This window comes from Rhizobium leguminosarum bv. trifolii WSM2297 (assembly GCF_000271845.1).
Genome location: NZ_JH719395.1, coordinates 1,412,378 through 1,425,403, shown reverse-complemented (window position 1 = coordinate 1,425,403; position 13,026 = coordinate 1,412,378). Strand labels below are relative to the sequence as shown.

Sequence of the window (13,026 nt, the reverse complement as noted above, 5' to 3'; positions counted from 1 at the left end):
CTTATCCGCCTGCGAAGCGGGATGCCGGCGACGATGCAACCACCGGCGACCCGGTCTGCCGCTTCCCCACAGGCTACCTGCCTCCCGAAGTGCAATTTCTCCGGGAGCATTGACGATGCCTCCATTTGCCTTTAGCTATGCTGCCATGAAAATCGCAATGGTTCTGGCAGTGGTGATCGGGCGCGTGGGCAGGATGGTGTAACCATCCGGCGAAAGCTCCCATGCGCGGTAAGCAGGCTCCTGACGGGGCCTTTTTTTATGCCCTGAATCCGGGGCGGGCGCCTCGTCGGACTTTCCACACATCGTCACACTGATCAAGGAACGGAACCATGAGATCCCGTCATTCCATCGACACCCCGCGCGCGCAGATGACCGGCGCGGAAATCGTTCTCCAGGCGCTGAGAGACAACGGCGTCCAGCATATTTTCGGCTATCCCGGCGCTGCCGTGCTGCCGATTTACGACGAGCTTTTCCAGCAGGAAGACATCAGGCACATTCTGGTTCGCCATGAGCAGGGCGCCGGCCATGCCGCCGAGGGATATGCCCGCTCGACGGGTAAGGTCGGCGTCATGCTGGTGACATCAGGCCCTGGCGTCACCAACGGGATCACGCCCCTTCAGGATGCCTTGATGGATTCCGTGCCGCTCGTCTGCCTCGCCGGCCAGGTGCCGACGACGCTGATCGGATCCGATGCGTTTCAGGAATGCGACACCGTCGGCATCACCCGAGCCTGCACGAAATACAATCGGCTGGTCGGCGACGTCAATGAGCTTGCGGCGGCCATCCACGAGGCCTTTCGCATCGCCAAATCCGGGCGGCCCGGCCCGGTTCTGGTCGACATGCCCAAGGATGTGCTGTTTGCGAGCGGCAGCTACACGCCGCCGGCGGCTGTTGCCCCGAGACCGAGCTACCAGCCGGAGCGCTGCGGCACCACGAGCGAGATCGAGGCAGCGATCGCTCTGATGGCAACGGCGCGCCGGCCGGTTATCGGTGTCGGTGGCGGCGTTATCAATTCCGGCCCTGAAGCGGTAAAGCTGCTGCGCGAATTGGCCGATCTCACCGGCTTTCCCGTCACGTCGACGCTGATGGGGCTCGGCGCCCATCCGGCTTCGAGCCCGAACTGGCTGAAGATGGTAGGGCTTCACGGCTCCCATGAGGCCAACATGGCGATGCAGGACTGCGACCTCATGCTCTGCATCGGGGCGCGCTTCGACGGCGGGCTTGCTGCCGGCGCCGATGGTTTCTCACCGAATTCCCGGAAGATTCAGATCGATATCGACGCTTCCGCACTCAACAAGACCGTGCGCGCCGATATCGCTATTCGGGGCGATGCCGCCGGCGTGCTTGCCGACCTCATTCGTCTGTGGCGGGCGCTGCCGCGGGCGCCGGACCGCGCGAGACTGACCGAATGGTGGAGCATGATTGCGGGCTGGCGGGCACGGCGATCGTTTTCCTACGCGATGCGCGAGGACGTCATCATGCCGCAATATGCCATCGAGCGGCTTTATGAACTCACAAAAGATCGGGAAACCTACATCACGACGGAGGTCGGCCGGCATCAGATATGGGCGGCGCAATATTACCGCTTCGAGCAGCCGAACCGCTGCATGATATCAGGCGGCCTGGGGACGATGGGATACGGGCTGCCCGCCGCCCTCGGGGTGCAGATTGCCAATCCCAACAGTCTCGTCATCGACATAGCGGGCGATGCCTCCGTGCAGTTGACGATGAAGGAAATGTCGGCCGCCGTGCAGCACAACGCACCGATCAAGATCTTCATTCTCAACAACGGCGGTCAGGGAAGGGTTCGGCAGCACGGAAACCCGGATTTCGTGAAACTTGCGGAAGCCTATGGAGGACACGGTATCCGCTGCGAGAGGCCTTCCGAACTCGACGATGCGATCCTGGAGATGATCGAGGTAGACTTGCCCGTTCTGTTCGACTGCCGCGTCGCAGAACTCGCCGATTGCCTGCCGACGATTGGGGCGGGCGCGGCGTATAGTGACATTTTGGTGTCCGGCGCGGTTGGCGCCGCGCCATTTACCGCGTTAGCCGGTATTGGAGGCGAGGGGCACGTCTAGCGGCTTAGGCACGGTTTGAAAACGTCAGTCGCGGCAGTGGATTATGCGACTGACGTCAAGCCATCAGGCCGCCGAGCCCGCCAATAGCATCATCTCGGCGGCCCAAAGGGCTGATGGCGGCATTGCCATCGGGAGGTCGGCGTGACAGGCTCGAAGGGAGCAGACGTCAATCACCAGGAAACCGAACGACAGGGATGGCGTGACATGATCGATCATATAACCATCGCCGTGAGTGAGCTTGAGAAGAGCAAGTCGTTCTACGAAAGTGCTCTCGAACCTCTGGGCTATCGCCTCGCCTTCGGGAAGGAGGGGGTGTTCTGGGCCTTCGATGTCGGCGGCAGCCTGTTCGAGATTCAGCGCACCGACGACAAGCCGCCCTTCACGCGTCTGCACGTCGCCTTCCGGGTCCACAGCAGGGCGGAGGTCGAAGCGTTTTATCGCGCGGCCCTTGATGCCGGCGCCCGGGACAACGGCGCGCCCGGCCCGCGGCCGGATTATGGCGAGAACTATTACGCCTGTTTCGTTCTCGATCCCGATGGATACAATATCGAGGCGATGATCAACGCGCCGGCGCAGGGGTGAGGACGCGCGACACTATCCGAATGCTACAATCGTGGGAGTGGATATGTCGAGTTTCAGGAATGCGGCTGTCTTGTTCGACACGGTTATGCCAGGCGTGAGCAATTATTCATCGATATCGAAGCTTTTGGTGCCGATACGCCCGCGAAAATCGCGGTGATCGAAGCGCGATTGGGGATCGTCAACGACATGACGCTGGCGCTCGGGTTGACAGGCGTGCAACGGCGCTGACTCATCAGGGCGGCCTTGCGCCGGCGCAACACTTGGGGGCGTCTTGCGCCGGCATCGCCAGGATTTGCGAGCCGGCGACAGGCGCGGAGAGTGCAAGGAGACTATTCTTGCGTTCGGCAATATACTTGTGAGATTGTATCGATATACATGCGATACTGCATGCTGAGGGCGGCGCGAGAACTTCGATGACATTGATGAGGGTCAATGAGCTGATATCGGTGGCGGGGCAGCCCGATGCCGCCGGTTTTGCTACTTTTGCGGCAGACGGTTTTACCGCCGTCATCAATGACCGGCCGGACGGCGAGGAGCCGGGGCAACCCGGCAATGTAGCGGAAAAGGCGGCGGCCGCTGCTGCCGGCCTTTCCTACAGCTTCGTGCCGGTGAAGGGATCCGAGATCACCGAGGCCGATATCCGTGCCTTCCAGGCGGCGACGATGCAAGCGAAGGGGCCGGTCGTCGCGCATTGCAAGAGCGGTACTCGGGCGCTGACGCTCTATGCGCTGGGGGAAGTGCTCGACGGGCGGATGCAGCCCGGGGAAGTGGAGGCCTTCGGTCAAAACCTCGGCTTCGATCTTGCGGGCGCGCGCCGCTGGCTGGAAAAGCGGGCAGGGCAGGCGACTGTCGTGAAGGCCTTCTTCGAACCCCGCACCAGCAGCGTGCAATATGTCGTTTCAGACCCGGTGACGAAACGCTGCGCCATCATCGACCCGGTGCTCGATTTCGACGAAATGTCGGGCGCGACGGGAACGGCCAATGCCGACGCCATCCTCGCTTATATCGAAAGCGAGGGACTGACGGTCGAATGGATCCTCGACACGCATCCGCATGCCGACCATTTCTCCGCCGCGCACTACCTCAAAGGAAAGACCCGCGCGCCGACCGCGATCGGCGCCCATGTCACCGACGTCCAGACGCTTTGGAAGGAGATCTACAATTGGCCGGCGCTCGAGACCGACGGCTCGCAATGGGACCGGCTGTTTGCCGATGGCGACACTTTCGAGATCGGCGGGCTTGAAGCCCGCGTGATGTTCTCGCCCGGCCATACGCTTGCCTCGGTGACCTATGTGATCGGTGACGCCGCCTTCGTGCACGACACCGTGTTCACCCCGGATTCCGGCACGGCGCGCACGGATTTCCCCGGCGGCAGCGCCAGCGCCCTCTGGCACTCGATCCAGGCCATCCTGTCGCTGCCGGAGGACATCAGGCTGTTTTCCGGCCACGATTATCAGCCCGGCGGCCGTCACCCGCGCTGGGAAAGTACGGTGGCCGCCCAGAAGCGCGCCAATCCGCATATAGCAGGTATCGACGAGGCCGGCTTTGTGGCGCTGCGCCAGGCCCGCGACCGCACGCTGGCGAAACCGAAGCTGATGCTGCACGCACTGCAGGTGAATATTCGGGGAGGCAGACTGCCGGAGCCGGAGGGCAACGGCCGGCGATATCTGAAGATTCCGCTGGATGCGTTGTAGCAGGGAGCAGCGTTGCGGCGCGTGCTTCGAGGCTCCGCCCTCACGGGCTGCGCACCTCAGCATGAGGGCGTTGGCGTATGCCGCGCTTGCAATCGCTGGTGCAGGAGAGTGTTGCGCAGCTTCCAGGAGAGCCTCATCCTGAGGTGCCCCGCAAGGGCCTCGAAGGGCGAGGCGGGCGCCGCTCCGACGCCGGATGATGCAAGAAGCAGCGTTGCGGGGTGCTTCGAGGCTCCGCCCTCACAGGCTCCGCCCCTCAGCATGAGGGGCGATGGAGGATGCCGAGCCCAGGAGAGGAAAGGGATGCTGCTGCGTCAACGCTCAAAGAGAGCTTCATCCTGAGGTGCGTAGGCCATCGGCCGAAGCCTCGAAGGGCGAGGCGGGTGCTCCGACGCCGGATGATGCAAGAAGCAGCGTTGCGGCGCGTGCTTCGAGGCTCCGCCCTCTCGGGCTGCGCGCCTCAGCATGAGGGGCGTCGGGGAGTGCCGCGCCCATGACAGCGGAAGCGGCGCACGCCTATTTTATGCACTTTGTGGCTGACCTCTGAAACGGTTGGTCCGTCACTGGTAGCCCATCGAGCGCAGCATCATGTCCATGCCGAAAAAGCCGGCCAAAGCGACGATGCCGATCATTGCGCATAGGACCCATCCGACGGGTGTCAGCGTTTGCCGCGCGATATCGCGATAGGGATATCGATTGCCGGTTGTCAGAAAATAGACGCCGACAACCAAACACAGCCCGATGACGACGGTGGCGCGTGGCATCCAGGTGACGGTATCGGCACCGAGACTTGCCTCCTGCAGCGGCTGCCAAATCGCCTGCCAGCCGATCGCGCCAGCCAGGAGCAGGCAGAAAATGCCGCCGAGCCTGTATCTTGCCTCCATCAAAAACCCCCTCGCAAAACCCCGGCCTCTGTTACAACTTACAGGCTGATTTTTGCAAAGCAAGGTAGTAGGAACGAAGAACTCCCGCGGACAATTCACCGATGGAATATGCTTTGAGGAGGGCGACTGGAAGGCTGCCGCCGGTTCATCGCAGAGGATCTTCATCTGAGCTGACCATGCTTGTGACCTCGTTGGCCTTTTTCCTGGACTGGCGTATGATTTCCAAGGGCGCGCGCGCCCGGTTGAACGGAGTTTCGAGATGCTCGAACGAAATCAGTTTCCCCTTCGCCCCGTCCTCCCGGGCTTTGCTGTCGCCTGGGTCGTCATCATTTCTGGTGCGAGTGTCGTTCTCAGCCTGCTTTTTGCCTGCGTCACACCCTTCGTGGCCTTGGCGGCGGTATCGGCGGTGATTCTGCCGCGGCGGATGGCGGTGACGGCGGTGCTGCTCGCCTGGCTTGCCAATCAGATGGTCGGGTATTTCGTCCTCGGCTATCCCCAGACTTGGGACAGTTATGCCTGGGGTCTGGCGATCGGTATTGCGGCATTCGCATCCCTGGCGGCAGCGCTTGGCATGCTTCGCCTTACGGCCGGCCTCAGCGTCACCGCGGTTGGCGCTTTCATGGCCGGCTTCGTTGCCTATGAAGGCGTGCTCTTTGCCGCGACGGCGGTGCTTCCGTCAGGCGAGGGAGCGTTTTCGGCATCGGTCGTGGCAAATGTCCTGCTGATCAATTCGCTGGCCGCGATCGGCCTCATCTGCCTTCATGCCGGCGCGGCGGCTAGTCGTGCGCTTGTTGCAAGGCAGCCAGGACCGGCGCTGCCTTAGACCCTTGTCTCGGTGCACGCCGTTTTTGCCAAAACCGCTAGGCAGAAGTGAAATGCGCCGAGGACGGGTTGAGATCGCCGCCGGCAACGGCTATCTGGTTCCGACCCGCAAGCGGACCCTCCGCGAACGACAAGGCGCATAGCTCCCATGATCCCCGATTTCCTCGTCACCCATTCCGGTGGCTTCCATGCCGATGAATTGCTGTCGAGTGTCATATTGACCCGGCTTTTCCCGCAGGCGCGTATCGTCCGCAGCCGGGCGTCGGAATGGATCACGCCGGGCAAAGACCGCATCATCTACGATGTCGGCGGCGCCTATGATCCTGCTGCCGGGATATTCGATCACCACCAGCGTGGCGCGCCGATGCGCGAAGATGGCCAGCCCTACAGCTCTTTCGGCTTGATCTGGAAGCATTACGGCCGTGATTATCTCGCAGCCTCCGGCCTTCCAGAAGGGCATATCGAGGTGCTGTACGGCTCTTTCGATGCGAGCTTCGTGCTGCCCATCGATCTGACCGACAATGGTGCGCTCAGCCCCTCGGGGCCGTTGGCGGGCTTGACCCTGCCGGTGCTGCTGGAGACGCTGAAACCGGTTTTCGACGAAGCAGAACCCGAGGCCGACGATCGCGCCTTCCACGCGGCGCTTGCCATTGCCCGCATTTTCGTTGAGGCGAGGATCGCCCAGAGTGCCGCAAAATTGCGGGCCGAGGCGATGGTGCATCGCGCCATCGAGGCTACGGGGCAGGGGCGCGTTCTGGAGTTGCCGAGGGGAATGCCATTCCGTCCCGCCATCATCAAGGCGGGCGCCGATCACCTGCTGTTCGTCGTCCACCCGCGCGAAAAGGATTGGTGCGTGACCGGCATCCGCCGCGCCGAGGACGGCTTCGAGCTGAGGGCCGATCTGCCGGCAGCATGGGCTGGTCTTGCCAATGGAGAACTGGAGGCGGTTTGCGGGATAGAGGGTGCGAGCTTTTGCCACAACGGCCGCTTCATCGCCGCCGCCCGGACTCGCGAGGCGGCGCTTGCCATGGCCGAGTTGGCGGTCAGGGAGGCGCTTTCGATCGGGGTGTAATGGCTGTTATCCGCGTCGGGTTTATCGGATCTCAGATGCGTTGGGGCGACCCAAGCCGTCGAGGCGATTGACTTGCATCCGCGAAGGACTAAGCTTCGAGACATAACAACCACCACCCACACGCGAGAGATAATGGAGGGTGTGAGTGGCTGGCGACCTTTAGGAGGATGAGGTTTGCCATGGACTACCGTGTTGTTCTGCTGATTGGTGCAACTGCGACTGCCCTTATCCCCGGTCATGCCGGGGCACAGGAGGGTGATGCGACGGCGGGCGCCACTGTTTTCAAGAAATGTTCGACCTGTCATGTCGTCGAGTCCGATACCAACAAGGTCGGTCCGTCGCTGAACAAGCTGTTCGGCAGGAAGGCCGGTACGCACCCCGATTTCGCCTATTCGGCCGCAATGAAGGCCGCCGGTGAAGGCGGTCTGGTCTGGGACGAGACGGTGCTGCGTGATTATCTGCACAATCCGAAAGCCAAGGTGAAGGGCACGAAGATGGCCTTCGTCGGCGTGAAGGACGACAAGGAAATCACCGATCTCATCGCCTATCTCAAGCAATACTCTCAGTGACGGGCAATACTCCAAATGACGGCTCGCGGCCGGTGGCGCATGCCTAAATTGCCGTAATTGCCGATATTTTCTATCTGTGCGATAATAAACACGGACTTTTTGCGGAATGCGGTTTCACGGTCAACCGGCTCGAGGAGGAGCGGACATGGCTGTCGTGCTGATCCTCGTCCTGATTGTCGTCGGCTCCGTGCTGTTCCACGTGCTGAGCCCGTGGTGGTGGACGCCGATTGCGTCCAACTGGACCTATATCGATAGTACCCTCGTCATCACCTTCTGGATCACCGGCATCGTCTTCGTGGCGGTGGTCTTGTTCATGGCCTATTGCGTCTTCCGCTTCCGGCACAGGCCCGGCAACCGGGCGCATTATGAGCCCGAGAACCGCCGGCTGGAATTGCTGCTGGGCGGGGGAACGGCGGTCGGCGTCGCGGCGATGCTGGCGCCCGGCCTCATCGTGTGGAACCAGTTCATTACTGTGCCTGCCGATGCCGCGTCGGTCGAGGTCGTCAGCCAGCAGTGGCTGTGGAGCTTCCGCCTGCCGGGCGCTGACGGAAAGCTCGGCCGTGCCGAGACGCGAGATGTCACCGCCGAAAATCCGCTCGGGCTCGACAAGAACGACGCAAGCGGCCTCGACGATGTCATCATCGAGGGCGGCGAGCTCCATCTGCCCGTGGGCAAACCGGTGCATATATTGCTGCGCTCCGTCGATGTGCTCCACGATTTCTACGTGCCGGAATTCCGCGCCAAGATGGACATGATTCCCGGCATGATCACCTATTTCTGGTTCACGCCGACGCGGACGGGCACCTTCGAGATTCTCTGCGCCGAACTCTGCGGCGTCGGCCATCCGCAAATGCGCGGCACTGTCGTGGTCGACGACGATGCGGACTACCAGACCTGGCTCGGACAGCAGCAGACGTTCACCCAGCTTACGGCGTCATCGGGAGAGCCGCCGCCGGCGAACTGACTTCGGCGCAGCCGCCGGAGCCACTTGCTGACCGGCGGGAAAGGGAAGAGAGATCATGGTCGAGATTCCATCCGACGGCATCCCCTCCGCTGAAGTCGAGGATGTCGAACTCTATCATCCGCACAGCTGGTGGACCAAATATGTGTTCAGCCAGGATGCGAAGATTATCGCCGTGCAATATTCGATCACTGCCATCTCGATCGGGCTGGTGGCGCTGGTGCTCTCCTGGCTGATGCGGATTCAGCTGGCCTTTCCCGGCGCTCTCTCCTTCATCGATGCCGATCACTATTACCAGTTCATCACCATGCACGGCATGATCATGGTGATCTATCTCTTGACCGCGCTGTTCCTCGGCGGCTTCGGCAACTATCTCATTCCGCTGATGGTCGGCGCCCGCGACATGGTATTCCCCTACGCGAACATGCTGAGCTACTGGATCTATCTGCTCGCGGTGCTGATCCTCGCAGCCGGCTTTTTCGCCCCCGGCGGCCCGACAGGGGCCGGCTGGACGCTCTATCCACCGCAGTCCGTTCTCTCCGGCACACCTGGAGGCAAGGACTGGGGCATCCTGCTGATGCTCACCTCGCTGATCGTCTTCATCATCGGCTTCACCATGGGCGGGCTGAACTATGTGGTGACCGTGCTGCAGGGACGGGCGCGGGGGATGACGCTGATGCGGATGCCGCTCACCGTCTGGGGCATCTTCACCGCCACCGTGATGGCGCTGCTCGCCTTTCCGGCACTCTTCGTCGCCTGCGTGATGATGCTGTTCGACCGCGTGCTCGGCACCAGCTTTTTCATGCCTGCCATCGTCGAAATGGGCACGCAGCTGCAGCATGGCGGCGGCAGCCCGATCCTGTTCCAGCACCTGTTCTGGTTCTTCGGGCATCCGGAGGTCTATATCGTCGCACTGCCGGCCTTCGGCATCGTCTCCGACCTGATCAGCACGCATGCGCGCAAGAACATCTTCGGCTACCGCATGATGGTCTGGGCGATCGTCATCATCGGGGGCTTAAGCTTCGTCGTCTGGGCGCACCATATGTATGTCAGCGGCATGCACCCGGCCTTCGGCTTCTTCTTCGCCACCACGACGCTGATCATCGCCATCCCGACGGCGATCAAGGTCTATAACTGGGTGCTGACGCTGTGGCGCGGCGACATCCACCTGACGCTGCCGATGCTGTTTGCGCTCGCCTTCATCGTCACCTTCGTCAATGGCGGCCTGACCGGCCTCTTTCTCGGCAATGTCGTCGTCGACGTGCCGCTGTCGGACACGATGTTCGTCGTCGCGCATTTCCACATGGTCATGGGTGTGGCGCCGATCCTCGTCATCTTCGGGGCGATCTATCACTGGTATCCGAAGGTGACGGGACGCATGCTGGACGAGACGCTCGGCCAGATCCACTTCTGGATCACCTTCCTCGGCACCTATGCGATCTTCTTCCCGATGCATTATCTCGGCCTGCTCGGCGTGCCGCGCCGCTATTTCGAGATGGGAGAGACGGCCTTCGTTCCGCCTTCGGCCCACACGTTGAACATCTTCATTACGGTAATGGCGCTTGTCGTCGGGGCCGGGCAGATGGTCTTCCTGTTCAATCTGGTCTGGAGCCTTTTCCGGGGCAGGGAGGCAGGCGGCAATCCGTGGCGGGCAACGACGCTCGAATGGCAGACGCCGCAGACGCCGCCGGCGCATGGCAACTGGGGCAAGGATCTGCCTGTCGTCTACCGCTGGGCCTATGACTACAGCGTGCCGGGGGCGGCCGAGGATTTCATTCCCCAGAATGTGCCGGCAGGCGATGGCGTCACACGGGAGGTTCCGGCATGAGCGTCGTGCTGATCTTCCTCGCCGCCATCGCCGCCATCATGATCTGGTGGTTGGCCGGGCAGCGCCTGACCTCGAAGCCCTGGCTGGAAACCGGCTCGGTGCAGTTGCCGGACCATCATGGCACTGAGCGGCCGCCCGTGCCGGCGGTAAAGATCGGCCTCTTCGTGTTTCTTGGCGTCGTCGGCGCGCTCTTCAGCCTTGCCGTCAGCGCTTATTTCATGCGTGCGGCATCGGCCGACTGGTGGGGGATGCCGGTTCCGCGCCTCCTCTGGGTGAACACCGTAGCGCTCGCGCTCAGCAGTGCCGCGCTGCAATGGGCCAAAGGTGAAGCACGGCACGGCCGCATGGAGGCCCTGCGACCAGCGCTTGTGACAGGACTTGCGCTTGCGGTCTTCTTCCTCGTCGGCCAGATCCAGGCATGGCGGGAGCTGACGGCGGCCGGCTACGTGCTGGCCGACAATCCCGCCAACAGCTTCTTCTATATGCTCACCGGCCTGCACGGCCTGCATATCCTCGGCGGGCTCGCCGTGCTCGCGCACACGACTGTCAAGGCATTCTCGGCCGACGTTGCGCCGGAGAGGCTGCGCCTCAGCGTCGATCTTTCGGCCATCTATTCGCATTTCATGCTCGCCGTCTGGCTTTTGCTCTTCGCGCTCTTTGCCGGCTGGGCGAACGATTTCGTTGACCTCTGCCGCACGTTGATAAGCTAGGGGATTTGAAGATGGCACATTCTGTCCAGACACACGGCGAGGCAGACCTCAGGCCCGCGGGCCTCCGCGGTGTCGCCGCCGATTTCAGCTCGGATCAGCGCGCCTTCAAGACTGCCTCCTGGGGCAAGGCGATGATGTGGATCTTTCTGTTGAGCGACACCTTCGTCTTCGGCTGTTTCCTGATCGCTTATATGACCGCCCGCATGTCGACGCCCGTCGCCTGGCCCAATCCGAGCGAGGTTTTCGCGCTGCATATCGGTGGCCAGGACGTGCCGTTAATCTTGATCGCGATCATGACCTTCGTGCTGATCTCGAGCAGCGGCACCATGGCGATGGCGGTCAATTTCGGATATCGCCGCGACCGCCGCGTGACCGCGATACTGATGCTGCTGACCGCACTTCTTGGCGCAACCTTCGTCAGCATGCAGGCCTTCGAATGGACCAAGCTGATCACCGAAGGCGTGCGCCCCTGGGAAAACCCGTGGGGGGCAGCACAGTTCGGATCGACTTTCTTCATGATAACGGGCTTTCACGGCACCCACGTGACGATCGGCGTCATCTTCCTGCTCATCGTCGCCCGCAAGGTCTGGCGCGGCGATTTCGACGTGGAACGGCGCGGCTTCTTCACCAGCCGGAGAGGGCGTTATGAGGCCGTCGAGATCATGGGCCTCTACTGGCACTTCGTCGACCTGGTCTGGGTCTTCATCTTCGCGTTTTTTTATCTGTGGTGAGGTCGTCATGAGCGAGACAACGGCGCATGCCCAAAGCCAAGCGGTGCATGCACAAACGCACACCGGACAACAGCATCCGATCCGGCTTTATCTCCTCGTCTGGGGGCTGCTCTTCGTGCTCAGCGCGGCGTCCTACATGGTCGATTATCTCGGCGTCCAGAGCTATCTGAGGTGGACGCTGATCCTTTTGTTCATGATGCTGAAGGCCGGTCTGATTGTCGCCGTCTTCATGCACATGGCCTGGGAACGGCTGGCGCTGGTCTACGCCATCCTGCTGCCGCCGCTGCTGGTGCTGGTTTTCGTCGCGCTGATGGTATCGGAAGCGGACTATACAATTTTCACCCGGCTGGCCTTCTTCGGCGCTACGCCTTAGATATCGGTCATCGGGTCCGAACTTTTCATCGAATAGGCCCAACCATCCCAACCGGAAGCAATGATGGCCGAGATTTTGCTGTTCCACCACGCACAGGGATTGACCCGGGGAGTGCGCGCCTTCGCCGACGAGATCAGGGCCGCCGGCCACATCGTGCACACGCCTGATCTGTTCGACGGGCGCATATTCGACAGCATCGAGGAGGGGCTTGCCCATATCGGCGAGATCGGATTCGACGCCATCAGGGAGCGCGGCGTCCGGGTTGCCGACGAACTGCCTCGCGAACTGGTCTATGCCGGATTCTCATTCGGCGTGCTGCCGGCGCAGAAGCTGGCACAGACACGGCCTGGCGCCCGCGGGGCTCTGCTTTTCTACTCCTGCCTGCCGATCAGCGGCGAGTGGGCCTTCGGGCCTTGGCCGGACGGCGTCGCCGTCCAGATCCACGGGATGGACAACGATCCGATTTTCGTAGGTGAGGGCGATATCGACGCCGCCCGCGAGATCGTGGCGACGGTCGAGGAGGCGGAGCTTTTCCTCTACCCGGGGGATCAGCACTATTTTGCCGACAGCTCGCTTCCGTCTTATGACGCGGCTGCGACCGCGCTTCTCACCACCCGGGTGCTCGCTTTCCTGGATCGCCGCTGATCCCGGCGGATCCCCGGGGAGACCAACCCAAAAATCCCGACTAAAACGCGTGCTAAAACATGATGGAGGTCGCGCCG

General features: G+C 62.1%; 13 protein-coding genes and 1 pseudogene. 13 read left to right on the top strand and 1 reads right to left on the bottom strand.

What is annotated here, in order from left to right:
- Positions 1 to 329 precede the first annotated feature (329 nt).
- The 4 genes and pseudogenes from ilvB to blh all read left to right on the top strand — a co-directional run bounded on the left by ilvB (position 330) and on the right by blh (position 4,357).
- Positions 330 to 2,081 (top strand): biosynthetic-type acetolactate synthase large subunit, encoded by a 1,752-nt coding sequence (gene ilvB / locus RLEG4DRAFT_RS22265; protein WP_003580112.1) that lies wholly within the window; start codon positions 330 to 332, stop codon positions 2,079 to 2,081.
- A gap of 204 nt (positions 2,082 to 2,285) precedes the next feature.
- A complete protein-coding gene (locus RLEG4DRAFT_RS22260) occupies positions 2,286 to 2,663 on the top strand; it encodes a VOC family protein (protein WP_037093992.1) in 378 nt (125 codons plus the stop codon).
- Positions 2,664 to 2,759: 96 nt separating this feature from the next.
- Positions 2,760 to 2,891, top strand: a pseudogene (locus tag RLEG4DRAFT_RS47155) (cupin domain-containing protein); the annotation flags it as partial.
- Positions 2,892 to 3,076: 185 nt separating this feature from the next.
- Positions 3,077 to 4,357, top strand: a complete 1,281-nt coding sequence (gene blh, locus RLEG4DRAFT_RS22255; RefSeq protein WP_003580107.1) for a bifunctional sulfur transferase/dioxygenase Blh — start codon at positions 3,077 to 3,079, stop codon at positions 4,355 to 4,357.
- A 557-nt stretch (positions 4,358 to 4,914) separates the two neighbouring features.
- Here blh and RLEG4DRAFT_RS22250 read toward each other — a convergent pair.
- Positions 4,915 to 5,238, bottom strand: coding sequence for a hypothetical protein (locus RLEG4DRAFT_RS22250; protein WP_003580105.1), 324 nt, complete (start codon positions 5,236 to 5,238; stop codon positions 4,915 to 4,917).
- A gap of 259 nt (positions 5,239 to 5,497) precedes the next feature.
- Between RLEG4DRAFT_RS22250 and RLEG4DRAFT_RS22245 the strand changes: the two genes are divergently transcribed.
- From RLEG4DRAFT_RS22245 to RLEG4DRAFT_RS22205, 9 genes are all read left to right on the top strand, one after another.
- Positions 5,498 to 6,061: a hypothetical protein gene (locus RLEG4DRAFT_RS22245; RefSeq protein ID WP_003580103.1), complete on the top strand. Its 564-nt coding sequence runs from the start codon at positions 5,498 to 5,500 to the stop codon at positions 6,059 to 6,061.
- A 147-nt stretch (positions 6,062 to 6,208) separates the two neighbouring features.
- The gene (locus RLEG4DRAFT_RS22240) at positions 6,209 to 7,132 is read left to right on the top strand and encodes an MYG1 family protein (protein ID WP_003580100.1); all 924 of its coding nucleotides are present in this window, start codon (positions 6,209 to 6,211) and stop codon (positions 7,130 to 7,132) included.
- A 179-nt stretch (positions 7,133 to 7,311) separates the two neighbouring features.
- Positions 7,312 to 7,701 carry a c-type cytochrome gene (locus tag RLEG4DRAFT_RS22235; RefSeq protein WP_003580098.1) on the top strand — a complete coding sequence of 130 codons (390 nt, stop codon included), beginning with the start codon at positions 7,312 to 7,314 and terminating at the stop codon, positions 7,699 to 7,701.
- Between the two features lie 145 nt (positions 7,702 to 7,846).
- Positions 7,847 to 8,665 (top strand): cytochrome c oxidase subunit II, encoded by an 819-nt coding sequence (locus RLEG4DRAFT_RS22230; RefSeq protein WP_003580095.1) that lies wholly within the window; start codon positions 7,847 to 7,849, stop codon positions 8,663 to 8,665.
- A gap of 55 nt (positions 8,666 to 8,720) precedes the next feature.
- Positions 8,721 to 10,490 carry a cytochrome c oxidase subunit I gene (gene ctaD / locus RLEG4DRAFT_RS22225; RefSeq protein ID WP_003580094.1) on the top strand — a complete coding sequence of 590 codons (1,770 nt, stop codon included), beginning with the start codon at positions 8,721 to 8,723 and terminating at the stop codon, positions 10,488 to 10,490.
- Positions 10,487 to 11,200, top strand: a complete 714-nt coding sequence (locus RLEG4DRAFT_RS22220) for a cytochrome c oxidase subunit 3 (RefSeq protein ID WP_003580092.1) — start codon at positions 10,487 to 10,489, stop codon at positions 11,198 to 11,200. The genes ctaD and RLEG4DRAFT_RS22220 overlap by 4 nt, the downstream gene beginning before the upstream one ends.
- Before the next feature lie 11 nt (positions 11,201 to 11,211).
- Positions 11,212 to 11,931, top strand: coding sequence for a heme-copper oxidase subunit III family protein (locus RLEG4DRAFT_RS22215; protein ID WP_003580090.1), 720 nt, complete (start codon positions 11,212 to 11,214; stop codon positions 11,929 to 11,931).
- A gap of 7 nt (positions 11,932 to 11,938) precedes the next feature.
- Positions 11,939 to 12,304 (top strand): cytochrome C oxidase subunit IV family protein, encoded by a 366-nt coding sequence (locus RLEG4DRAFT_RS22210; protein ID WP_003580088.1) that lies wholly within the window; start codon positions 11,939 to 11,941, stop codon positions 12,302 to 12,304.
- A gap of 63 nt (positions 12,305 to 12,367) precedes the next feature.
- Positions 12,368 to 12,949, top strand: a complete 582-nt coding sequence (locus tag RLEG4DRAFT_RS22205) for a dienelactone hydrolase family protein (RefSeq protein WP_003580086.1) — start codon at positions 12,368 to 12,370, stop codon at positions 12,947 to 12,949.
- Positions 12,950 to 13,026 lie beyond the last annotated feature (77 nt).